Origin of the sequence: Paenibacillus mendelii (assembly GCF_024498075.1) — a bacterium.
GTDB lineage: Bacteria > Bacillota > Bacilli > Paenibacillales > Paenibacillaceae > Paenibacillus_Z > Paenibacillus_Z mendelii.
Genome location: NZ_JANHOF010000016.1, coordinates 57,664 through 79,426 on the forward strand (window position 1 = coordinate 57,664; position 21,763 = coordinate 79,426).

Annotated in this window: 19 protein-coding genes; 2 read left to right on the forward strand and 17 right to left on the reverse strand. The window is 50.8% G+C overall.

The window, feature by feature from the left end; translation table 11 throughout:
- Nucleotides 1-164: 164 nt before the first annotated feature.
- The 8 genes from NNL21_RS29900 to NNL21_RS29935 form a co-directional block, all read right to left on the reverse strand.
- Entirely contained in the window at nucleotides 165-989 is an 825-nt protein-coding gene (locus tag NNL21_RS29900) for an alkaline phosphatase family protein (RefSeq protein ID WP_204818961.1), read from the reverse strand.
- A gap of 160 nt (nucleotides 990-1,149) precedes the next feature.
- Nucleotides 1,150-1,611, reverse strand: a complete 462-nt coding sequence (locus tag NNL21_RS29905; protein ID WP_204818960.1) for a DUF2663 family protein — start codon at nucleotides 1,609-1,611, stop codon at nucleotides 1,150-1,152.
- Between the two features lie 567 nt (nucleotides 1,612-2,178).
- Nucleotides 2,179-4,149: a heavy metal translocating P-type ATPase gene (locus NNL21_RS29910; protein ID WP_256555577.1), complete on the reverse strand. Its 1,971-nt coding sequence runs from the start codon at nucleotides 4,147-4,149 to the stop codon at nucleotides 2,179-2,181.
- A 1,764-nt stretch (nucleotides 4,150-5,913) separates the two neighbouring features.
- Nucleotides 5,914-7,587: a beta-L-arabinofuranosidase domain-containing protein gene (locus NNL21_RS29915; protein WP_204818959.1), complete on the reverse strand. Its 1,674-nt coding sequence runs from the start codon at nucleotides 7,585-7,587 to the stop codon at nucleotides 5,914-5,916.
- Between the two features lie 86 nt (nucleotides 7,588-7,673).
- Nucleotides 7,674-8,546 (reverse strand): metallophosphoesterase family protein, encoded by an 873-nt coding sequence (locus NNL21_RS29920; RefSeq protein ID WP_204818958.1) that lies wholly within the window; start codon nucleotides 8,544-8,546, stop codon nucleotides 7,674-7,676.
- Between the two features lie 5 nt (nucleotides 8,547-8,551).
- Nucleotides 8,552-9,331, reverse strand: a complete 780-nt coding sequence (locus tag NNL21_RS29925; RefSeq protein WP_204818957.1) for an HAD-IIA family hydrolase — start codon at nucleotides 9,329-9,331, stop codon at nucleotides 8,552-8,554.
- 205 nt (nucleotides 9,332-9,536) lie between these two features.
- Nucleotides 9,537-10,127, reverse strand: coding sequence for a glycerol-3-phosphate responsive antiterminator (locus NNL21_RS29930; protein ID WP_204818956.1), 591 nt, complete (start codon nucleotides 10,125-10,127; stop codon nucleotides 9,537-9,539).
- A 244-nt stretch (nucleotides 10,128-10,371) separates the two neighbouring features.
- Nucleotides 10,372-11,118: a type 2 periplasmic-binding domain-containing protein gene (locus NNL21_RS29935; RefSeq protein WP_204818955.1), complete on the reverse strand. Its 747-nt coding sequence runs from the start codon at nucleotides 11,116-11,118 to the stop codon at nucleotides 10,372-10,374.
- Between the two features lie 213 nt (nucleotides 11,119-11,331).
- Between NNL21_RS29935 and NNL21_RS29940 the strand changes: the two genes are divergently transcribed.
- Both NNL21_RS29940 and NNL21_RS29945 read left to right on the forward strand, forming a co-directional pair.
- Complete coding sequence (locus tag NNL21_RS29940; RefSeq protein ID WP_204818954.1) at nucleotides 11,332-11,637, forward strand: substrate-binding domain-containing protein; 306 nt, start codon at nucleotides 11,332-11,334, stop codon at nucleotides 11,635-11,637.
- Nucleotides 11,638-11,748: 111 nt separating this feature from the next.
- On the forward strand, nucleotides 11,749-12,543 hold the full coding sequence (locus NNL21_RS29945) for an IclR family transcriptional regulator (protein WP_204818953.1): 795 nt from the start codon (nucleotides 11,749-11,751) through the stop codon (nucleotides 12,541-12,543).
- 284 nt (nucleotides 12,544-12,827) lie between these two features.
- On the opposite strand, the gene NNL21_RS29950 is transcribed toward NNL21_RS29945, so the two are convergent.
- From NNL21_RS29950 to NNL21_RS29990, 9 genes are all read right to left on the reverse strand, one after another.
- Nucleotides 12,828-13,733 carry a dihydrodipicolinate synthase family protein gene (locus NNL21_RS29950; RefSeq protein WP_204818952.1) on the reverse strand — a complete coding sequence of 302 codons (906 nt, stop codon included), beginning with the start codon at nucleotides 13,731-13,733 and terminating at the stop codon, nucleotides 12,828-12,830.
- Nucleotides 13,734-13,765: 32 nt separating this feature from the next.
- Nucleotides 13,766-14,968, reverse strand: a complete 1,203-nt coding sequence (locus NNL21_RS29955; RefSeq protein WP_204818951.1) for a pyridoxal phosphate-dependent aminotransferase — start codon at nucleotides 14,966-14,968, stop codon at nucleotides 13,766-13,768.
- A 93-nt stretch (nucleotides 14,969-15,061) separates the two neighbouring features.
- Complete coding sequence (locus tag NNL21_RS29960; protein ID WP_204818950.1) at nucleotides 15,062-16,165, reverse strand: M20 family metallopeptidase; 1,104 nt, start codon at nucleotides 16,163-16,165, stop codon at nucleotides 15,062-15,064.
- On the reverse strand, nucleotides 16,162-16,947 hold the full coding sequence (locus NNL21_RS29965) for an SDR family oxidoreductase (RefSeq protein WP_204818949.1): 786 nt from the start codon (nucleotides 16,945-16,947) through the stop codon (nucleotides 16,162-16,164). The genes NNL21_RS29960 and NNL21_RS29965 overlap by 4 nt, the downstream gene beginning before the upstream one ends.
- A gap of 237 nt (nucleotides 16,948-17,184) precedes the next feature.
- The gene (locus NNL21_RS29970) at nucleotides 17,185-18,348 is read right to left on the reverse strand and encodes a M24 family metallopeptidase (protein WP_204818948.1); all 1,164 of its coding nucleotides are present in this window, start codon (nucleotides 18,346-18,348) and stop codon (nucleotides 17,185-17,187) included.
- A gap of 58 nt (nucleotides 18,349-18,406) precedes the next feature.
- Nucleotides 18,407-19,219, reverse strand: a complete 813-nt coding sequence (locus NNL21_RS29975; protein WP_204818947.1) for a nitrilase-related carbon-nitrogen hydrolase — start codon at nucleotides 19,217-19,219, stop codon at nucleotides 18,407-18,409.
- Between the two features lie 41 nt (nucleotides 19,220-19,260).
- Nucleotides 19,261-19,977: an amino acid ABC transporter ATP-binding protein gene (locus tag NNL21_RS29980; protein ID WP_204818946.1), complete on the reverse strand. Its 717-nt coding sequence runs from the start codon at nucleotides 19,975-19,977 to the stop codon at nucleotides 19,261-19,263.
- 33 nt (nucleotides 19,978-20,010) lie between these two features.
- Nucleotides 20,011-20,730: an amino acid ABC transporter permease gene (locus tag NNL21_RS29985; RefSeq protein WP_256555584.1), complete on the reverse strand. Its 720-nt coding sequence runs from the start codon at nucleotides 20,728-20,730 to the stop codon at nucleotides 20,011-20,013.
- 99 nt (nucleotides 20,731-20,829) lie between these two features.
- Complete coding sequence (locus tag NNL21_RS29990) at nucleotides 20,830-21,732, reverse strand: ABC transporter substrate-binding protein (RefSeq protein ID WP_204818944.1); 903 nt, start codon at nucleotides 21,730-21,732, stop codon at nucleotides 20,830-20,832.
- Nucleotides 21,733-21,763: the final 31 nt, after the last annotated feature.

Genomic DNA, 21,763 nt, shown 5'->3' on the forward strand with positions numbered 1-21,763 from the left:
TTTTGTTATTCGGATACATACACGGATTTGATTACGCTTTCATATCATTCGTGCATCATTGGCCACTATTCATCCCATACTACATGACAGATATACCAAAAAAACCTTCCACCGTTTATAGATGAAAGGCTCCATATTGGATCAGGTTGAGTGATGAAAACGAATTAATCTTGGAATAGTCCTACCGGTATCTTCCCTGTCCATGTCTCCGGCGCAGCTATGCCAAGTGCGTGAAGCACAACAGGCGCGGTGTCTTGTATATTAATCGTACTATCGACTTGCGCTGAGGATGACACGCCCGGTCCGCTGCAGCCCCAGAAAATCGTCATATCGAGCGGATGGTCGCTGCCATGACTTGTCGGTACTGCACCTCCGCCGCCATGATCGGTTAAGAAAATGATAAAACTGTCTTCATATAATTGCTCACGCTTCAGGTGATCAATAATTTCACCGATCTGCTCATCGGTCTTTGTAATAACTTCGAGGTATGGGGCCGTACTGTAACCGTATCTATGGCCTGCCCCATCGATATCGTCGAAATGCATGTACAATATTGCGAAATCCGGATTTGATGAAACAAATTCTTTCACATCACCTACAAGATACGAATCACCGGACAGCGTATTCCTGTGAGTTGCAATTCCTTCTTCAATGATTCCATCATTAATAGGAAGCCATGAACAGAATGAGCCGATCTTGCATGAGGGATCATGTTCCTTAACGACTCTCATGAAGGAAGGATAAGGGGAATCAAGCGGATATTTATCCTTCTCCGCCCTTTCGTTCGTCAACCCATGCTTCTCTGGAACGACGCTATGAAACATCGAACCCCAGCATTCGCCGCTGATCGTCGGCATAACGGTCTGTGCCGAATACGACACGAAACCATCTGCCAAGACCCGGTCCATGTTCGGGGTATTCGTTTGGCTGACCATGCTGCCGGCGCCGTCCAATCCGAAGATTATTACTCTTCTTGCCAATCCCTTCATCTCTCTCATCTCCCTCAGTGTCTGCTTTCCAGCCTTCTATCCCTATGTAATCTTTATTTCTTCAAAACCACAATCGAATCATAACCTAAAACAACAAAACAGGCAATAATAAATGTTATTCCGTGTTTTTACTTGGTTCTTCCTAAAATAACTCCAACCTTCAGCTGACATGCCTAATATTGATATCTCTTTTGTCGAGCAATCTCGAGATTTCGTCACGCAGCTTGGATTCCTCCGTAATGTCCCATTTCGCTCGCAGTTTATCGATGGTTTCTTTGCGGAGATCATCGTACTTGTCCTTTTGTTTCTTATACTCTTTCGTTAACATGCCGGAATAAATGAACACCGAAACCGCTACAACTATGAATAAGATCGAGGCATTGCTTTTCCCCAAGTACTGGAAGGAATTAAAGATATCACGGCTCGAAATCAAACTTATCTTGTACATCCAATACATAATGACTCCGGCAATGCCCAAATTGACAATTGCCAATATCCGGTTCATCCGCCGGATATGGACGACCTTTTGCTTGCGATCAACGATTTCTTTGACAAGCAGCTTCGTGTCTTCCGAAACCGGAAGGGCGTCGATCCGCTCCATTAGTTCGCGTACAGCCATCATCACTAATCACCTCAATGAAGTATATGCCTCATCTATGAATGTACAGTACATGCTCCTTCCTTCTCACATCGTTACTCACACAAATAAAAAATAGGAGATGACTTTGCAAGAAGCCAGAAAACAACGTCCCGTTTATGTAGGCCTTGTTGTAGATACCCATCTGGATGAATATTTTATTAGCTCGCATCCAAGCATCCAGCGAAATCAAGGTGACTTGAATTCATCGCGGCAAAAAAATGTATAGCACTTTCGAAAAAAAGGTTGATTATTCGTGAGAATTCGCTACAATGGTGATAATGATTATCATTTCTACTGAAATAAGGAGTCGGTGCAATTGAGTTTTTTACTGCCCGCGACCACCCTGGTCCTCGTCGTTCTGGGCGCGCTATGCTTATTTATGGCGATGGAGCATGACCGTAGAACTCAAGCGATACGCAGCAGGCAAACCGCCGGCCGTCCCGTGCTGGTTTCCGGAATCGAAGTCCAGACCGCTACTCAAACTCAAAAGAGCTGACCGCACGAAGGGATATCCGTCCCGTCACCGTGCAGGCAGCTCTTTTTTTTTGGTTAAACCGCAATATTGGATTTGCTCGAATGGCGAAGCAGCCGCAAGCCGTTCAGAATAACGAGAATGGTGCTTCCTTCATGTCCAACGACGCCAAGCGGGAGAGCGATGCCATCGATAAAGTTGGCGGCGATGAGCAGCGTGATCACGCTTATGGCAAAAATCATGTTTTGTTTAATGATCTTCGCCGTACGTTTCCCCAGCGCAATCGCATCGGCGATTCTTCCGATATCATCCTTCAACAGGACCAGGTTAGCTGTTTCGAGCGCCGCGTCGCTCCCTGCCGCCCCCATAGCGATTCCGACTGTTGCCGTCGCCAGCGCCGGTGCATCATTGACACCATCACCGACCATGGCCACATTGCCATATTTCACTCTCAGTTCTTTGACGATGTTCACTTTATCCTCGGGGAGTAGCTCTGCATACACCATATCGATACCTGCTTCGCGGGCGATGGACTCGGCTGTTTTTCGCTGATCTCCGGTCAGCATAGCCACTTGAACCCCCTGCTTCTGTAAGGAAGCGATGGCCAGCTTGGCCTCGGGCCGGATGGTGTCACGAAGAGCGATGATTCCGACTGCACCTTTCGAATGATGCAGGACCGTCACCGTCTTGCCCTCTTCCTCGAGTTTGTGGATGGTGTGAGCAAGTTCCTCGGTAAGATGCCGTTCCTCCATGAAAGCCGGTTTGCCGATTTTCCACATGTCCCCTGCCAGCTCTGCTTCAAGCCCCCATCCCGTACGGGCTGTAAACTCCTTCGGTCTGTCGAGCTTGATGCCCAGCTCCTGCGCTTTGTGTACGATGGCTTTGGCAAGCGGATGCTCGGAGAGGCTTTCCAGTGAAGCTGCCAGTTGAAGCATCTCATGCTCATTATAGCCCAGCATCGGAATCGTATCGGTTACCTGCGGCCGTCCTGTCGTCAACGTGCCCGTCTTATCGAATGCGATCACCTTCGTACGCGCGAGATTCTCAAGATGCGCTCCGCCTTTGAAGAGCAAGCCCCGCCGAGCGCTGCTTGAAATGGCCGAGAGCATGGCGGGCATAATTGAAGCGACCAATGCACAGGGGGAGGCCACGACGAGAAAGACCATCGCTTTATAAACCGTATTCTCCCACGACCAGCCTAGGAGCAAAGGCGGAAGTAGGATTAATAACAAGCTAATCAATATGATGGCTCTAGCATAAAAGCGTTCGAATCGTTCCATAAACAACTGCGATACCGGTTTCTCGCTTTGCGCCTCTTGAACGAGCCTTATGATCTTAGCAAATAAGGTCGATTCTCCTGGCCGGCTAACCTCGATAAACAAAGCCCCTTGACCGTTTAACGTTCCGGCAAAAACCTCGCTGCCCGTTTCCTTATCTACCGGGAGAGACTCCCCTGTGATCGAAGCTTGATTCACGGCTGAATAGCCTTCCGTCACAACGCCGTCAGCAGGAATGTTCTCCCCCGGTTTGACCAGGATTATATCACCGGCCTTCAAGTCGTTCATGGACACGATCGTCTCTATTCCGTCACAGTACAGCACGGCTGTCTCAGGCTTCATCCCCATTAATGCGGAGATATCCCGGCTGCTCCGATCCATCGTGTAGCTCTCCAGTGCGCCGCTTAATGAGAAAATAAAGATGAGAACCGCGCCTTCGGTCCAATAACCGATGCTGGCAGCTCCGATCGCCGCCACAAGCATGAGCAGGTTAACATCCAGATCCCGCTCATAGATCAATGTATGCAAGCCTTCCTTCGCCTTAACGAATCCTCCGATAAGGAAAGCAAGCGAATAAAGAATAATCGCCCACGTATGTGAAGTATTATCGATACTCCATGCGGCAGCAATGAGAACCCCGCTAATGAGTGCCGCTATCCCTTCGCCGTATCGACTGAAGGTGTCCTTCAGCTTGCTTGGTAACGTCCCTCCTGTCTCGGAGAGCTCCTGTTTGTTGACCTTTGCTTCTGTCGATTGCATGGCTGAAATCATTGCCACCACTCCTCTCATTGAGAATGAGTCCCATTATTGACTCCCTAAAAATGGAACATGCTGCCCCTAATTAGGGACAGCACGTTGATTGAGAATCATACTCATCTTGTCTAGATACAATTATGTTTCGTCAGGGAAACTTTATAATAATTATTATAATCTAGAACAAGTGAAAAGTAAATACCGTACATCTGCCTTCGACCTAGTATGCCGCTTACTACGCCGCCTTATGACTGCGGCTTTTACGGGTCGAGATCTGAGGCATGCCGGTTGAGACTCAGTGGTAGTGATCCACAGCCAGCCGCATGAGGCTTGTCGTAGTAATTGACCGACACCACCTGCCGAAGAGTACATCCACCCGCTGCCTGCTTACTTGTAGTAGCGTTGGTTTTGTTGTGTGAATGTAACTCGCTGCTGTTGGAAGCCTTGTATGCCTGCCTTGATTCTCAAGGAATCTACACAAAAGGCTTGATCCACACATGGGATACATGTGGATCAAGCCTTTATGCACTGAGCTTTATAGTGTTGGGCATCGTTTACGATTCGACTTCGATACAGAGAACACTTGCAACAAGACGAGGCGCTGTAACGCCACTTTTGGGCGTTTCAGCTGCAGAATCCTACTCTACAATCGCGATTTGACTGCTGTAACGCCGAAAAACGGCGTTACAGCCCACCGCTCATACGATTCCACCCGCTGTAACGCCACTTTTGGGCGTTTCAGCTTCAGAATCCTACTCTCCATTCACGATGTGACTGCTGTAACGCCGAAAAACGGCGTTACAGCCCACAACTCACACGATTCCACCCGCTGTAACGCCACTTTTGGGCGTTACAGCTGCAGAATCCTACTCTACAATCGCGATTTGACTGCTGTAACGCCGAAAAACGGCGTTACAGCCCACCGCTCATACGATTCCACCCGCTGTAACGCCACTTTTGGGCGTTTCAGCTTCAGAATCCTACTCTCCATTCACGATGTGACTGCTGTAACGCCGAAAAACGGCGTTACAGCCCACAACTCACACGATTCCACCCGCTGTAACGCCACTTTTGGGCGTTACAGCTGCAGAATCCTACTCTACAATCGCGATTTGACTGCTGTAACGCCGAAAAACGGCGTTACAGCCCACCACTCGCACGATTCCACTAGCTGTAACGCCACTTTTGGGCGTTACAGCTGCAGAATCCTGCTCTCCAATCACGATGTGACTGCTGTAACGCCGAAAAACGGCGTTACAGCCCACCGCTCATACGATTCCACCCGCTGTAACGCCACTTTTGGGCGTTACGGCTGCAGAATCCTACTCTACAATCGCGATTTGACTACTGTAACGCCGAAAACCGGCGTTACAGCCCACCGCTCATACGATTCCACCCGCTGTAACGCCACTTTTGGGCGTTACGGCTGCAGAATCCTACTCTACAATCGCGATTTGACTACTGTAACGCCGAAAACCGGTGTTACAGCCCACCACTCGCACGATTCCACCCGCTGTAACGCCACTTTTGGGCGTTACAGCTGCAGAATCCTACTCTCCATTCACGATGTGACTGCTGTAACGCCGAAAAACGGCGTTACAGCCCACAACTCACACGATTCCACCCGCTGTAACGCCACTTTTGGGCGTTACAGCTGCAAAACTGCAAAATCCTTACACTAAGCCACTCAGCTATATTGAAAAAGCAGCTCAATAATGATCGCTCACTTGCAACTAGTTTAACCCTAGCCACCTTAACTCCATCCTTAATGCAGCGAGCCTCTTAAGCACGAAACAACACTTGCTTGCGATTCGTAATCGCATCGGCAAGCGGCTTGTCGATCAGGTCATTGATCGGGGTCAAGATTCGTTCCGTGTCATCCGCAATACGGTATACTCCATAGCCCAACGGTTCTATTGCTGTGCCATTGTCGACATGCGCTTGTAAGGAGTCAGCGCCATCTACGCCGAGCAGCAGAACGCCGTGGCGATAGGAATGTACATCCTTCATGCTGTTCTCGCCAAGCGCTGATGTGACGCGCAGCCCAATCGGGAATGACAGCTCGATTGTCGTGCCCGCGTCGAGCGGCTGAGTGACCGCGACGAAGCCGTCTTCAACCACCGCCGCTCTCGTCTCCCCGTTCACCGTAAGCCTCACGGCAGATAGGTCCGTCCAGCCCGGCACGTAAAGCTTAAGCGTAACGGGCTCGGCATGCGAAGATTCCGTTACTTCCAGTTGAACATACCCTTCATACGGGTATGCACTCCGCTGGTTAATAACAATTTCCCCTCCGCTCTCCATCCCGAATCGACCAACGCTATCCGAGTAGAATGGCACGACGATCCGTCCCTCTTCGAGGTAGTAACTGTACTCGACCGACCGGGAGAGCCCTTCTCCGCCGCGCATCGTGCAGCACCAGAAAGCTTCGAACATCCCTTCCGACTTCGGCGCGATCGTCATTTCGTCATGGGCACCTGTGCAGACGTCACAGCCAAATCCACCATTCGGCCGCTGTCCGTAGCCCATTCCGTTAAAATAAATGTGATGGGCTGCATCGAGCAGCTCCTGCTTGCCCGTATGTTTCCACAGCGTTACTGCAACCATGAACGAATCGACGACCGCGCAGCTTTCCGTCCAATCCGGCCGTCCGAACCAGTTGTAGTTGGCATAGGTCTCCGTCATGCCTTCCTTCATATATAATCGGAATACATCTTCCGCTTTGCGCAGTAAGGCATCATTGCATGTCGTCTCATAATGCCTCAGAAGTCCCCTTGTCGCCGATAGTGTTGCGTGGGTCTGGAACGACAGGCCGGCCAGATCGATCGTCATGAACTTCTCGATCATCTCATCGATGAGCATGCCTAATTCCGGCCGCTTCAGAATTTGAAACGCCTGCGTAGCGCCGTCCAGCATAATGAACGCGCATCCGATATCGGTCGACAAGCGCCATGCTCCGACTTTCTCCTTCTGCAGCTCGCCGATTGCTTCGCCTTCGAATACGCGCTGCTCCGGCAGAACCGGATAATCGATATAATAACCGCTTGCCGGCAGCAGCAGATGTTCGGTTATGCTCCCAATTACAGAAAGGGAGAATGCGTCTTTCTTCCACAGATGGTATTCACACATTGACCGCAGAAACCAGCTGTTTCCGGAAAGCTGCTGCTCGTCTATGGTCCCAGCCGGGTAGACCGGCCCGAAGAACCCCTTATCATTCAACCGCCCTGGCAGCCGGCTCATAATTTCCGCCAAATGCTTCGGCTCCCGATGCGTCGCCTGAGCTAGAAGCACCAGCGCCAGAATCGTCCGCCCTTCCCAATCACCCGGCCAATCGTACGCTGCATCCTTAAAGACGGAATCCGGCTCATAAGGCTCCGATTCCATCCGGTCGAAGCTCAGCATCGCTCGTTTATAAGCTTCGCCTTCCACCTTGAGATCTTGCCAAGCAATCGTTTTCAACTGGAAATAACCTCCTTTTCATCCTTCATTAACTCTTTGACAACGCACCATGATATTCCTCCTGCTCAACGCACATCCGAGCAGATTCACAGTGGTTTTAACGTAATCTTACGGAAGCCGCCCTCAAAACCTGCCTTCGTGACATACTGGTACCGGCCTTCTGCGAAAGCATCCCGATGTGGAAAATGAAGATGGCCGCAAAATATCGCGGCAGCGTTCGGATACTCCCCTTCCGTCAGCATCTGATGGAATTGCTGCGTAGACGCATCCGCTTCGCGAAGACCCCAGCGATCTCTCGCAGCCGGATCCCATCCGGGCGCATTCACCATAATCGGGTCACGCCAGACCTCTAGCGTCTTATCCGCCAGCGTCGGCACATATAGCGGGATGTGAAAGAACAGCAGTGTCGGAATGCCTTCCGCCAGCTGATCCCTGACGAATTGCAGCTGCGCATCATTGACTTGATAATTGCTGTCATCCAGAATGATCAGCTTCACACCTTCAAGCTCGATCATTCCATAGGATGGATTCCCGCCAGTCACACAATTGAACAGCGGATAGAAGGACGACCTCAGCTCGTCATTCGGATGATGGTGAGTAAACAGCCAGTCATGATTACCTAGTGTATAAAGGTATGGTGACGTCAATTGGCCGAACTGCTCCTCCATCAGCTCCATATTTCGAAAGGAAGGAAATTGGACGATATCACCTGTAAATATGGTGCAATCAGCTTTCCATTCATTGCTGTGACGAATGGCTTGTTGAAAATATTCCATGGCGCGTCCACCATAAACCTGACGGAACCGCTCCGCATCCGCCACGATTCGTTCTTCATCCCGGTTGTCCGCCTCGGCAAAGTGTGAATCGGTCACATGAAGCAGCTTCAATTCGCGCTTAAGGCCTGGAATGCCGATTATCGTTTCTACGAACACGCTTGTTTCTTCTGTTAAATCCCTCATCAATTTCATCCCCTTCCTTCGCTTGTATTCAGAAGCGTCCATTGCCCGATTCGTTCAATAATGACATCCGGTATCGGTGCAGATGAATCGCGACCGATCAAGGTTTGGCCCATGCCTCCGGATCGAATCCAGATCGTTCTCATGCCAGCTCGTGCGCCTCCTGTGATATCGGTCTCCAGATTGTCGCCTATCATTGTGCATTGGCTGGCATCAACACCATACTTCTTCATGCCATAATGGAATAAATAAGGTCCTGGTTTGCCGATTGACATCACGGATTGACCTGTAATGGCTTCAACCGCTCGCACAAGAGCTCCTGTCTCCGGTATTCTGGTGCCACCTGGGCCGGGATGATATAAATCCGGATTCGTCGCGAGTAAGGTAACCCCACTCTCCACCTCGTTCACAAGCTGCTGAAGCTTGTCGAACGTAAACCCGGTATCCCTTCCAATAACAACGATATCGGCTTGTTCCGCAGACGATAATGGAATCACGCGATGACCCTTCCCGGCGATCGCCTGTTCCAAGCTTAGCGAACCAACGGCCTTCACCGTCCGCGGCCCATAATGATCCATCAGGTAAGATCCGATCGCATCCGTTGCCGATATGATCTCTGACGGATCGGCGAATATGCCCATATGATGTAGTTTCACAGCGATTTCATCCGCTGTATTCCGGGAATTATTCGTAATGAACCCGACCCTCTTCCCCTTGCCGCGAAGATATTGCAATAGCGCCTGCGCACCTTCAGCGGGTCGATCACTGTAATAGAGCGTCCCGTCCAAATCAAAGAAATATACGTCCGAAGTCTGCCAAATAACGATGATCCCTCCTCACTTTTCCTACTTGCAGACAACAAAAAAAGAGAAAGACCGACGATAAAGGGCGTGCGTAAACACGCCTCTTCTCGTACGGAGCTTTCTCTTATCCGCTGCTCTGTAATAAAGTAGTAGGTAATACGAATATAATGGTAGCCCGCCAGCAAGTCAATTATAAATCTTCAAGGTCGCGGAATGTCAACGGCCACAGCGATGGCTCGCTGACTGATAAAGCGGTCGCACCGGCATGAATACTATCGGCCGCCTCCTTCTTTGTCTGAATAAGGCCGCTTGCAATGAGAGGGATGTTGGGCAGTTCTTCTGTGAACCGGGATATGACCTTACTCATCAGACCGGGCATGATCTCGATTCCGTCGGGCTCCGTCGTACGGGCTAATTTCAATCCGTTCTCGAGTGCCAGCGAATCCAGGACGAATAAGTGCAGGATTGCATACAACCCATTCTTACCCGCTTCCTTAATAAGATGGCTCTTAGGCGTTATAATGCCATCCGCCCCCACATATTCCTTCACGAATGGGAGCGTTTCTTTGTCCGTGCTGGACAACCCGCGGATCAGGTCGATATGGAGGAACGCTCCTTTTTCCGCCTCCGCACACTCCCTTACCGACCGAATGATGTCCGTAACACTCCCGCCCATAAAAAACAAGTTATCTACGCCGCTTTCCAATGCAGCTGCAGTATCGCTCCGGCTTCGCACGGCGGCAATGACCGGTTTCTGACCAATCCGATGCAGTAATGGCATTCTATCGCTTTTCCTTTCTATATGACCTTGAAGGTCTAAACATTATATTAATGAAGGAATGCAATCCATCTTCCAGATCAGGGCAGCCAATCCCACAACTATTATACATGAAAACCTGTGAATGGAGTGTCAGGGTATCCGTTCCGCATACGAAGCAACAGCATCCCGGTTTCCCGAGATGCTGTTGCTTGAAGACTTGAAGACTTGATACTTGGACTCTTGCAGCAGTACGTCCAGCCGCAGCTTACTTTTGATTATCCGGCCAAGCGAACTCAACACCCAGCTTTTTCTTCGCTTCCTTGAAATGAGTATCCCAGTACGTATACAGCTTGTTGTATCCCAGCTTCTCTTCTTGGGCAACCATATCGTTGAAGATTTGCTCGACTTCCGCTTCCGATTTCGCCAATACCATCTTGGCGCCCATGCTTTTGCGGTATTCTTCGATCTTCACATCGATAGCCGCTTCGTCGGTTCCCCCGCCCGGTTTGATCGCTTCGAACGGCAGTGTGTTATAGCTGTAGGCAGAGAAATGCTTCTCGGTCTCCGCTTTCCACTTATCCACCTCATTCGTCGGTTTCGGGAAGGTCGATTGAATGGGAATCCAGTTCGTAAACCAGCCGATCCCTTCATACTTTAAGTTTGCGGCAGTCGGGTCTGCAGCGAAATCCTTCTCCCGCTCATCCGAGAACTTGACATGTCCATCGCTGTCATAGTCCCATGCGATTCCTTTCGGACCATATGTCGATTCAATCGACTTTTCATCCTCGGAGAAGTATTCGAGCATCTTGGCGATCCGGGCTTCGTGCTTCGTGCTCTTGCCAACCATCGTAATGGTCCAACCCGAAAGTGTGCTTGGTGTAAAATGGAACGCCTTGCCTGCATCGCCCTTGATCGGGCCGGCTGGAACGAAGATCGCCTTCGGATCCACATTATAGAGGCCGTTCCACTTGATGCGCCAATTCGTATAAGCAAACACGCTCCCCGCGTTCACTTTCTCCTGAACATCAGGAATGACACTAGGGCAGCTCTACGTTAATTCATAAACAAAATGTTCCCTTTACTAATAAGCACTGCGTGGGCGAATGTTCTTAAAGGTCGCTGTTGTGTCCAGATTCCTTGAACAAATTGGGTAAGGCTGGAATCCGGAATCGTTCCACAATATCCTTAAATTCCCTTTTCAAAATATAATAGATTCCAGTGTAATTTGCTGCGTGAAAGGCGTTCCGAGCAGGTTCGCATAGACAACAACTTCAAGGCGATCGAAGATAGAGGAATCCGGATCCCCGATGAGTTATCCGTCCTCTCGTTTGATGATGACGATACTTTCCTGCTTCATAAACCGACGATCAATACCGTCCGCCAGCCGCTCTATGAGCTCGGTGTCGAGGCTGCCCGAATATTGCTGGCGCATATCGCGGCGGGCACGAAGCCCGTTCAGACCCATATCCATATGCTGAAAACCTCGTTCATCGAACGGAATTCGATCGCTCCTGCAAGCGCGCCGAAGTAAGCAACGGAATGCTCGGCATCGTTACCGGTGGACAATTGGATATAAACGTAGTACATTTATGAAAATATACCATTTTCAATAAAGAAACACATTTTACGAGGAGGCAATAGATTGACAACCCCAAAACAGACTTCTGTCGTGAAGTCAGCAGACCGCGTCCTTGATATATTGGAGCTATTAGCCGTTGAACAGCATGCCATCAACTTGGTTGAAATTGCGAGAAAGCTGGAGATGCCGACAAGCAGCACCTATAAGATTTTGCAAAATATGCTTGCCCGCGGATATTTGGAAACGGATGTAAGCGAGAAGATGTTCAAGCTCGGCTATAAGGTTCTCGAGATTGCCACGAAGTATTCCCAGAATACGGACCTAATCTCCCAATTCCAGAGCTTCGCTCAACGAATCATCCAAGATATTAATGAAGCTGCCTTCCTCTCGATCCGAGAGAAGGATATGGTTCTGTATGTATCCGAGAAGCAGAGCAGCCACCCCGTCCGTTTCGTTTCCCATATGGGGATGAAGCTGCCTATTCACTCGACCGCCATGGGCAAGGCAATGCTGAGCAAGCTTACGGACAAGGAAATTAACAAGCTGTTTCCCAGCAAGACGCTGGGCAAATTGACGGATGGAACCATTCAAGATCGCAGCCAGCTCCTGAAGCAGATGGAAGAAATACGTCAGGAAGGATTGGCATACAGTTACGGCGAGGCCGTACAAGGCGTTCAGTGTGTCGCAGCTCCAATTTGTAATGCGAATGGCGAAGCGGTTGCCGCAATGAGTATCTCCATCCCGGCATCCCGGTTTTCTCCTGAGATCTGGGAGAAGGCCAAGGAATGGGTTGCGCAAGGGGCGAAGGAGTTAAGTCTAAGCTTGTTTTATCAGCCGCTTGAACAGCATCACCCGTAGAGAAGAATAATCGATCATAGTTATGGGAGATGCATCTCCTTTCGGTTGCTGCCCGGAATCGTGACATTGGATTAGATAAACTCGCCATAAGGTAATTTCACGATTCCAAAGGCAAACGCTGTCGCTCCTACAGGAAATGCACTCCTCACTTTATTTATCGATGAAAGATTTAAAAATAGTGGTGCAGAAATAAACTGCGCCATCATTAAGGGCAGCAACAAAAGATAATGTCTTTTGTTGCTGCCCTTTCTTTTTCATTGGATGATGTCCCTTTCAAAACCGGCCTATGCCTGTAAAATACCGACCTTCTGGAGCGCTTGCTTAATCTCTTTTCTAGCCTCCTCACCCAAACTTTGGAAAGGAGCTCGAACTGGGCCTGACGGCAATCCTACAAGATCAAGCGCAGCCTTCACCATGGCTGGCTGTCCATATTTTCGGGCCAATTCACGAATGGGCTGCCAGCGGTAGAACCGCTCCCACGCCCGCTCCATCTCTCCGCGTTGGAATTCATCATACAAGGCCACAAACTCGCTTGCCATGAAGTTTGCGTTCGTCGAGGTGCAGCCCTGCAGACCAATGCCCAGGGCACCGAGAACAATGCCGTCAGATCCGCAAAGAATAGATAAGCTGTCTCCCGCATAAGCCATCGTCCGAACCTGCGCATGCAGGTCTGTCGCTCCTTGCTTGATACCCACGACATGCTCCAGCTTGGACAGCTCTGCAATTTCCTCCGGCGAGAGCTGTACGCCGATGCTGGCGCTGTTATAGATGATAATCGGAATATCAACCGCTTCATTCAGACACTGAAAATGATAGAAGATATCCTCCGGTCTAACCTCGGAAACATACGGCGGCGTTACCATGACACCATCTGCTCCGAGCTCCTTGGCCATGCGGTTCAGTTCAATCGCTTCATAAGTTCCACTTGCCGCCGTACAGCATAGGACCGGTACGCGGCCCGCTGTTGCATCAACAGCTGCAGCGAATAGCTCCTCACGCTCCGCCAGACTCATGCTTGGATACTCCGCATAAGTACCGCCAACGATAATACCATGCACGCCCGAAGCGATATAGTGCTCAATATTACGGCGAAGTGCCGCCAGATCCAGGCTAAGATCTTCCTTCATCGGTGTGATCGCTAGAACGAAGATTCCTTTGAGTTTATTTTTCAAATCCGTTGTTGTCGTCATAAAGCTTCCCCCTCCGAGTTATAACCGCGTCGTTACTTCAATCCTAATATGGCTTCCATGGCAGCTATGCCGCTCTCTAGTTCAGAACGCGAAACCGCAAACGATAATCGCAAATGTGTTGGGCTTCCAAAACCAGTGCCAGGCATAACCGCGACACCCGCCTCCTGGAGCAGAGCCGCAGCCAAATCGTCGGATGAATGAATCATCCGCCCGAGCAGCTTTCGTCCACACCAATAAGAAGCATCCACCCATACATAGAAAGCTCCGTCCGGAACAAGACATTCCAACCCTTGCAGTCCTCGTACGGCTTCAACGAAATAGTCCCGCCTGGCCAAATATTCATTATGGATCGGCTCCATTTCGTTCTGCGGCCCAACAATGGCTGCCAAAGCCGCCTTCTGTGCTATGGATGACGGATTACTGGTCGTATGCGATTGCAGCCTGAGCATAGCTTGAGCAACCGCCTGAGGCGCTGCCGCATAACCGATTCTCCAGCCGGTCATGCTGTAGGATTTGGACACGGCATTGATGACGACCGTCCGCTCCTTCATGCCAGGGAATGCTGCAATGCTTGTGAACTTCTCCGGCGTAAATACGAATGTAGAATACACTTCATCGCTAATAACCCAGAGATTATTGCGCTGACAGAAAGCGGCCAATTCCAGCAGCTCCCTCGTGCTGTATACCGCACCGGAAGGATTGTTCGGATGATTAAGAATTAAGATGCGTGTTGATTCATTCACATAGGGAGCAAGTGTCTCCGGCGTTGTTTTGTACCCCTGCTCCGGTAGTGTCGGCACAAATATCGGCTTGCCTCCAGCGAACTTAACCTGCTCGGGGAACGAGACCCAATACGGAATCGGAATTAACACCTCGTCTCCTTCACGGCAAAGCGTGCAAATCGCATTGAACAAAGCTTGCTTGCCGCCTGCCGACACCACGATCTGATCAGGTTCATAGCTTAAGTTCATCTCTTTGCGCAAGGAATCGCACACCGCTTGGCGCAGTGACAGGATGCCGCCGGTATCCGTATAGCCCGTAAAGTTATCTTCAATAGCTTGAATAGCAGCTTGCTTCGCCCGATCCGGCGTCGGGAAGTCCGGCTGTCCCAGTCCAAGGCGATGGACGGTCTGCCCTTCACGCTGCAGCTTCGCAACGGTAGATTCAAGGGCAGCTGTAGGGGAAGGCAGCACCCTATCGACCCACTCCGACATTCTAACCTCATGATTGGACAATTGAATGACCCCCTATTCTTGACGTACACCTGCTGTATCAATGGCGATTGACGCGTAGACCTGTACAGCTTTCTCCAACTCAGATACATAGACCTACTCATCCACCTTATGCGCCATAGCGAAATCTCCCGGTCCATAGATGACGGAGGGGATTCCCCGATTCATAAAGTGGGACATATCACAATTGGCCGTCAGGCCGACCAACTCCGGCTTACACCCATAGACCTCCTCGATAGCCCGCGAAGCTAATCCGACCATCGGGTGATCCGAGCTGATCTCCGAGGCTCCTCCTGTTGTCGGGAGAAGCCGATCGATGTGAACACGGCCATTCAAGCCGGGAACATCTGCAAGAACTTGTTCGATTTCACGGATAGCCTCTGCTTCATCTTCCCCGGGAATCAACCGGCGATCGATGAGCGCTTCACAGCTTTCCGGGATCATAGACTCCTTCACTCCGCCCTTCATAACCGTGACTGATAGTGTAGATTGACCAGTCAAGGGATGAAGCCTAGACACCAAAGTCTTCTTGGCGAAAGTATCTAAGGCTAGCAGGGCGTTCACCATTAAAATAACCGCGTTGACGCCAAGGTGGGGAGTGGAGGAATGTGCGGACACACCGTCTGCCACCAGAATAGGGCGGATGCTGCCACGGTGAGCAATAGCAAGATTACCGTTAGTCGCTTCCCCAATCACTGCAAGATCTCCTTGAATATGTTCAGGAAGCCCTCGCGCACCCAGGCTTGCCGCCTCTTCGTCAACGACCGCTGCCAGAATGATATCGCCCGGAAGTTTCATGCCCGATGCCGCAATCGCTTCTACCGCCGCCATCATGGCTGCCAGAGGACCTTTAGCATCCATCACACCACGTCCATAGACGCGATCTTCTTCCAAGCGCATCTCGAACGGATCCGACTTCCACCCTTCTCCGGCAGGCACGACATCCATATGTGTATTCAGAATGACAGTCCGGCCGCCGCCTGTGCCCTTCAATGTGGCAAACACATTCGGTCTTCCCGGCTCGATCTCCTGCAGCTCCACTTCGCAGCCAGCCGCTTCCATGACTCCCGCAATATAGTCCGCTACCTGCTGCTCCGAACCAGTCGGATTCACACTCGGGAAGCGTACCAGGTCAGCTAACAATTCCAAAACCCGACCCTGGACCGGTAAGGACTGGGCAATACTGCGCCCGCCGGTCATAAAGATTTCACCATTCCACCGTCTACTAACAGCGATTGACCCGTTACATAGCTTGCGGCATCCGAGCAAAAGAATGCGACAACGCGCGCCAGCTCCTCGGGTTGTCCATAACGGCCGAGCGGAATAACAGCTTCCGTCTTCACTTTGTATGCAGCGGAGGTAATCCCAGCTTGATCCGCGCGCGCTTGATCGAGCGAACGCACCCGATCCGTATCGATTCGCCCTGGAGCAATCGTATTCACCCGAATCCCATGCGGTGCGAGCTCTTCGGCTAATGTCTTGCTTAATCCCGCAACCCCCGTCCGCATCACATTGGATAGAGTCAAGCCCGGTATCGGCTGTTTAATCGAAGAGGAAGCCAAATTAATGACCGCTCCCCCGCTCTCCTTCAGATGCGGAAGCGCTAGTCCAACTAGGCGTACAATACTAAGCAGGTTAAGCTCGAAGGCATATTGCCAATCCGCTTCCTTGAGTGTCTCGAAGGTTCCCGCCGGCGGTCCGCCCGCATTATTAACCAGAATGTGTAGCCCGCCGAATTCCCGGACCGTCTCCTCCACGCAGCGCGTCAGGTCCTCAGCGTTACATACATCGGCTTGCAAACCGAGAGCCTGTACGCCAGTCTCAGCCGTAATTTCAGCAGCCACATCAATGGCAGCCTGTCCGTTCCGGCTGAACAACGCCACGTTCGCACCCTCACTCGCCAGCTCGAACGCAACAGCCCGGCCTAGTCCTTTACTAGCCGCAGCAACTAACGCGACCTTACCTTGCATAGGTTTGTTCATAGGGGACCTCCTAAAATTTTGAGACTTTTCGCTTCCTCAGGAGCGAAATCGAGCAAAATTCGCTTCGAAAGTATACACTTCATTTTGTGAGACTTTTCGCTTCCACAGGAGCGAAATCGAGCAAAATTCACTTCAAAAGTATACGCTTCATTTTGTGAGACTTTTCGCTTCCGCAGGAGCGAATTCGAGCAAAATTCACTTCGGAAGCATACACTTCATTCAATCAGCACGAATTTTCTAAACAACGGTCAACTCTCTAGGCAGTTTAGTCAGCAATTCGCAGCCGGTATCTGTCACGAGCAGCGTTTCGCTAAAGCCCACACCATATGTGTTCGGCACGCGGAGTGCTGGAGGAATATGGAACACCATTCCCGGCTGAAGAACGCGTTGATCGTCACGCTGCAAGCTCATGATATGACCCTCGCCCCAATCGGGAGCGAACGCGCAGCCGATGGAATAACCAGTACGCTTGCGGAATTGCTCATACAGACCCGCTCGTTCAATCGTTCCCCGGCATGCTTCGTCCACTTCGCCGGCGGTAACGCCCGGCCGGATCGATTCAATTGCAGCGTTAAGAGAGGCGATGCACACCTCGGTCACGCGTTTGATTTCGTCTGTCGGAGCACCTGTATACGCAGAGCGCATCAAAGCGCCGTGATAACGATTGCGGGCGCCCGCCACTTCCAGCAGCAGCGTCTCACCTTCGCCTATAACCTTGTGGCCCCAAGCCGAATGCATGTTGCCCGAACGGTAGCCGGAGGACACGAAGGGCTCCATTCCTAAGTACTCCCCGCCGGACCGAATCATCCCGCTGAACATGGCCGCAGCCACCTCATCCTCGTTCACTCCGGCCCGGATCGCATCCAGTCCGGCTTGCATCGAGTTATCCGCCACGAGACAAGCTTCGCGAATATATGCAATCTCGGCAGGAGACTTGATGACCCGGAGACTCTCCACGATCCCTTGAGCATCGGTAAGCTGGTAACCGCCGAGCAGCTCCGTTAGTTTGAGATAGTGACGGACGGGCAGAAACCAGGATCCTGTCTCGATACCCAGAGCTCCCGATCCAACCCCCATCTGCTTTACGGTATCGGAGGTCAAGGCCACGGGGTCGTTCGTGTCATCATAGGTTCGCACCTGATTCTCCGGCAGCCAGCTGTAGAACTGGACATTAGAGAGCTCGCCTCTGCGGAGAACCAATACCGGATCTCCGGATGCGGGAACAACCAAGCATTGGTACATATAGTATCCAGGGCTTTGATAGCCGGTTAAGTAAAAAATATTTTCAGGCGTATGAATGAGCATTCCTTTCAGATCACGCCGCATTAATTCAGCTTGAAATTGGGAGAGGCGAGATTGAAATTCGTTCAAGGTGAAAACTAAAGGTTGTGCATTCGACATACATTCTACCTCTTTCCATATGAGAATCCTTACGTTATCGCAGGAGGACCATTCATCGTTAATCAGCCTTCATATAATAGGTATCTCTTCTTAAATCCTTCAAGTAAGGAACAGCCCTGCGGCTTGCCTCAACTTCATCAAGATCGAGCTTGACGAGCTGCATCTCCTCTACAAACAGGTTGGCATCCAGAATGAGCTCGCCACGCGGGCTCGCGACTTTGTTGTTCCCAAAGAAATTCAGATCGCCCTCACGCCCGACCGCATTAATTCCAGCGACGAAACAGCCATTCTCCAGCGCGCGGGATGGGAAATAAATATTCCATCGGCTTCGATCTTCGATTGAAAAGGCAGCAGGAGACAGGATCAATTCCACTCCATCCAGCGCTAGCATGCGAGCCGCTTCCGGGAAGCCGGCGTCATAACAAATCAGCACGCCGATTCGTCCGCAATCCAATTCAAATACGGGATAGTCATCCCCTGAGCTGAAATATTTTTTCTCCTCGTCCCAGAGATGTGTCTTGCTGTGCTCACCTACAACATCGCCATTCCGATTGATCACAACCGCGCTGTTATAAACAACACCGGACATCGGCTTCTTGAATACAAGGGGGAGCACAATATTAATCCGATATACCTTGGCAGCCTCTCGGAACGTCTGGACAGTTGGTCCCTCCAGGCCTTCCCCCAGCTCGCGATACTTTTTCCCGACGAAATCTGTATTGTAACCGGTCGTGAACAACTCAGGGAACACGATAAGATCAGCGCCTTGACGGGCTGCATCCTGCACGAATTTCAACCCTTTCAGGATATTCGCGGAGACATCCATGATTTTGCTTTCGAATTGAACCAATGCCACATTAACGATCCGCAACCTTCTCACCACCTATGCCTGTTCTTGTCGCTGTTTTTCGTTTAATACGGATTAATTTGTTCCAGAAATTGTGCCAGCCGGGGATGCATCTCCACATTCCGCAGCTCCGAGGAAGGAACATCCGCAAGCACCTCGCCTTGATCCATGAAGATAATACGATCTCCAACTCGGCGCGCAAACTCCATCTCATGCGTCACGATTACAACCGTCATCCCATCTTGCACCAAGTCGACGATGACATCCAGAACCTCCCCCGTCATCTCGGGATCGAGCGCCGAGGTCGGCTCATCGAACAGCATCAGCTTCGGATTCATGGCCAATGCGCGCGCGATCGCTATCCGCTGCTGTTGACCGCCGGAGAGCTGCTCCGGGTAATGGTTGGCGCGATCCTGCAGGCGCACCCGTTCAAGCAGACGCTTCGCATGGTCGGTCGCGGTGGCCTCACTCGTCCCGAGAACGACCTTCGGAGACAGCTTAATATTCTCAATCGCGCTCAAATGCTGAAACAAATCAAAGGATTGAAACACCATACCAATATCCGTTAACGTATGCCGGTGACCATTCACGTTCTTATCCTTGTACATAATGCTCCCGCCATCAATTGTCTCCAGCCCCGCCATACATCGGAGCAGCGTTGATTTTCCTGACCCGGAGGGGCCAATAATAACGACACGCTCCCCCTCCTGTATGGTTAGGGATACTCCCTTAAGAATGGGTTCAGAATGATATTGTTTGCTCACTTGCTCGATCCGCAGCATCGTTGTTCCCCCTCTTCATTCATAGAGCAGCCCTTATCTAAATCTCGCAACCCAACGTTTTGGATTCATGAATCCCGCCTGTTTCTGGGCTGCAGGCCCCCGGCGGCTAATATCCAATCGGCGCTCCACGTAAATTTGAATCATCGTAAAGATAGCTGTAAAAGCAAGATAGTAAATAACGACCGTAACCAGCGTGTCAATGTAATTAAAGTTAGCGCTGGCCACTTGCTGAGCGGTCTGAAGCAGATCGGTAAAGCCGACTACAGATGCTAGAGCAGAGGTTTTCAGCATCCCGATAAACTGATTGCCGGTTGGCGGCAGGATGATTCGGAAGGCTTGCGGTAGAATGACATGCCTCATGATCTTCCAATTACTCATCCCCAAAGCTCTTGCAGCTCTTTGCTGGCCTTTGCTAACCGCCGAAAGTCCTGTACGAATGATCTCGGACATATAAGCCGCTTCATTAAGAGACAGAGCAACAAGGGCAGACTCGAATTCACTCAGCTTCAAACCGAACTGCGGCAGAACGTTATAAACGAAAATCAACTGAACCAATACAGGAATGCCGCGAAAAACCCACGTGTAGCAATTGGCCAAGCCTCGCAATGCGCTAAACCTCGATCTCTTGGCGAATGCCACTACGAAGCCCAAGGCGACGCCGACCAATTGAGCCAATATCGTCAGTTTAAGCGTGTTAACCGCTCCCCGCAGGAAGGCTTCGGACACCAAATATGAACCGACGCTTTCAAACATGCTCTCCACGATCACATAACCTCCTTCTGTCCCGCACAGGCTCCAGCCATTCAAACTCGCTTACAACCTGGCGGGCACCGTCATATCCTTGCCCCGCGATTACTCGAAATAGCTTAATTCGACTGGAAGATGATACTTTTCCATAAGCGATGCATAAGTTCCATTCTCAGCCAGCTTCAGCAGCGCCGCTTCCAACGCATTCTTCACCTCAGTATCACCTTTGCGAACAGCCATGCCGATCGTTGTATTCGCCTCGAAGGTGCTTGCGATTTCGAACACGCCGGGCAGCTCTTCCTGCAGATAAGCCGCTCCTGGAGATGACGTAAGGAATGCATCGGCACGATCCTGTTGGGTTGCCAGAACCGAGTCATTCGCTGTCGGAAGGGCTAAAACTTTTATTTCCGGTTTTCCGGCATCCTTCAGCTTCTTGTTATGCTCCTTAACGAAAATTTCTTCAACCGCGCCACGCGTAACGGCAACGGTACGAGTAGAAAGATCATCCATCGTTTTAATGCCAAGCTTATTCCCTGTCTTCACGACGATGGAATCGCCCAGCTTCATGTACGGAACGAAATCAACTTGCGCTTCGCGCTCAGGCTTAATGTACATAGCCGAGTTGATCATGTCGATCCGTTTGCCCTGCAGCGCCGGAATGAGTCCTTCGAAGTTCAGGGCTCTTATTTCAACCTCCAGCCCCATTTGCTCCGCAAGAGCTTGTCCCATCTCAATATCAAATCCTACAAATTCATTGTTATTCATATATTCAAACGGAGGGAAGGTCGCTGCCGTACCATACGTTAGCTTCCCTTTCTCCGCCAAATTCGAAGGAGCAGCAAGCTTATTCGTTTCGGTCTTGTCTGATGACGCGGAACCGTTCTGTGACGTATTGGATGACGATTGACCACCATTGCCCGTACTGCCGTTGTTGCTCGAACAAGCGCTTAACAATAGAATGGCGGACAATAAAACAATCGTACGACCTATAAGTTTACGTTTAAACATAGTAGACCACTCCCTCTAAGTTATCTGGGTT

Bases quoted from the DNA above. Each gene is read 5' to 3' on its own strand.
- NNL21_RS29900 (WP_204818961.1), bottom strand. From the start codon at position 989: ATGAAGGGATTGGCAAGAAGAGTAATAATCTTCGGATTGGACGGCGCC.
- NNL21_RS29905 (WP_204818960.1), bottom strand. From the start codon at position 1,611: ATGATGGCTGTACGCGAACTAATGGAGCGGATCGACGCCCTTCCGGTT.
- NNL21_RS29910 (WP_256555577.1), bottom strand. From the start codon at position 4,149: ATGATTTCAGCCATGCAATCGACAGAAGCAAAGGTCAACAAACAGGAG.
- NNL21_RS29920 (WP_204818958.1), bottom strand. From the start codon at position 8,546: ATGAGGGATTTAACAGAAGAAACAAGCGTGTTCGTAGAAACGATAATC.
- NNL21_RS29930 (WP_204818956.1), bottom strand. From the start codon at position 10,127: ATGCCATTACTGCATCGGATTGGTCAGAAACCGGTCATTGCCGCCGTG.
- NNL21_RS29950 (WP_204818952.1), bottom strand. From the start codon at position 13,733: ATGACGACAACAACGGATTTGAAAAATAAACTCAAAGGAATCTTCGTT.
- NNL21_RS29960 (WP_204818950.1), bottom strand. From the start codon at position 16,165: ATGACCGGCGGGCGCAGTATTGCCCAGTCCTTACCGGTCCAGGGTCGG.
- NNL21_RS29965 (WP_204818949.1), bottom strand. From the start codon at position 16,947: ATGAACAAACCTATGCAAGGTAAGGTCGCGTTAGTTGCTGCGGCTAGT.
- NNL21_RS29970 (WP_204818948.1), bottom strand. From the start codon at position 18,348: ATGTCGAATGCACAACCTTTAGTTTTCACCTTGAACGAATTTCAATCT.
- NNL21_RS29980 (WP_204818946.1), bottom strand. From the start codon at position 19,977: ATGCTGCGGATCGAGCAAGTGAGCAAACAATATCATTCTGAACCCATT.
- NNL21_RS29985 (WP_256555584.1), bottom strand. From the start codon at position 20,730: ATGTTTGAAAGCGTCGGTTCATATTTGGTGTCCGAAGCCTTCCTGCGG.
- NNL21_RS29990 (WP_204818944.1), bottom strand. From the start codon at position 21,732: ATGTTTAAACGTAAACTTATAGGTCGTACGATTGTTTTATTGTCCGCC.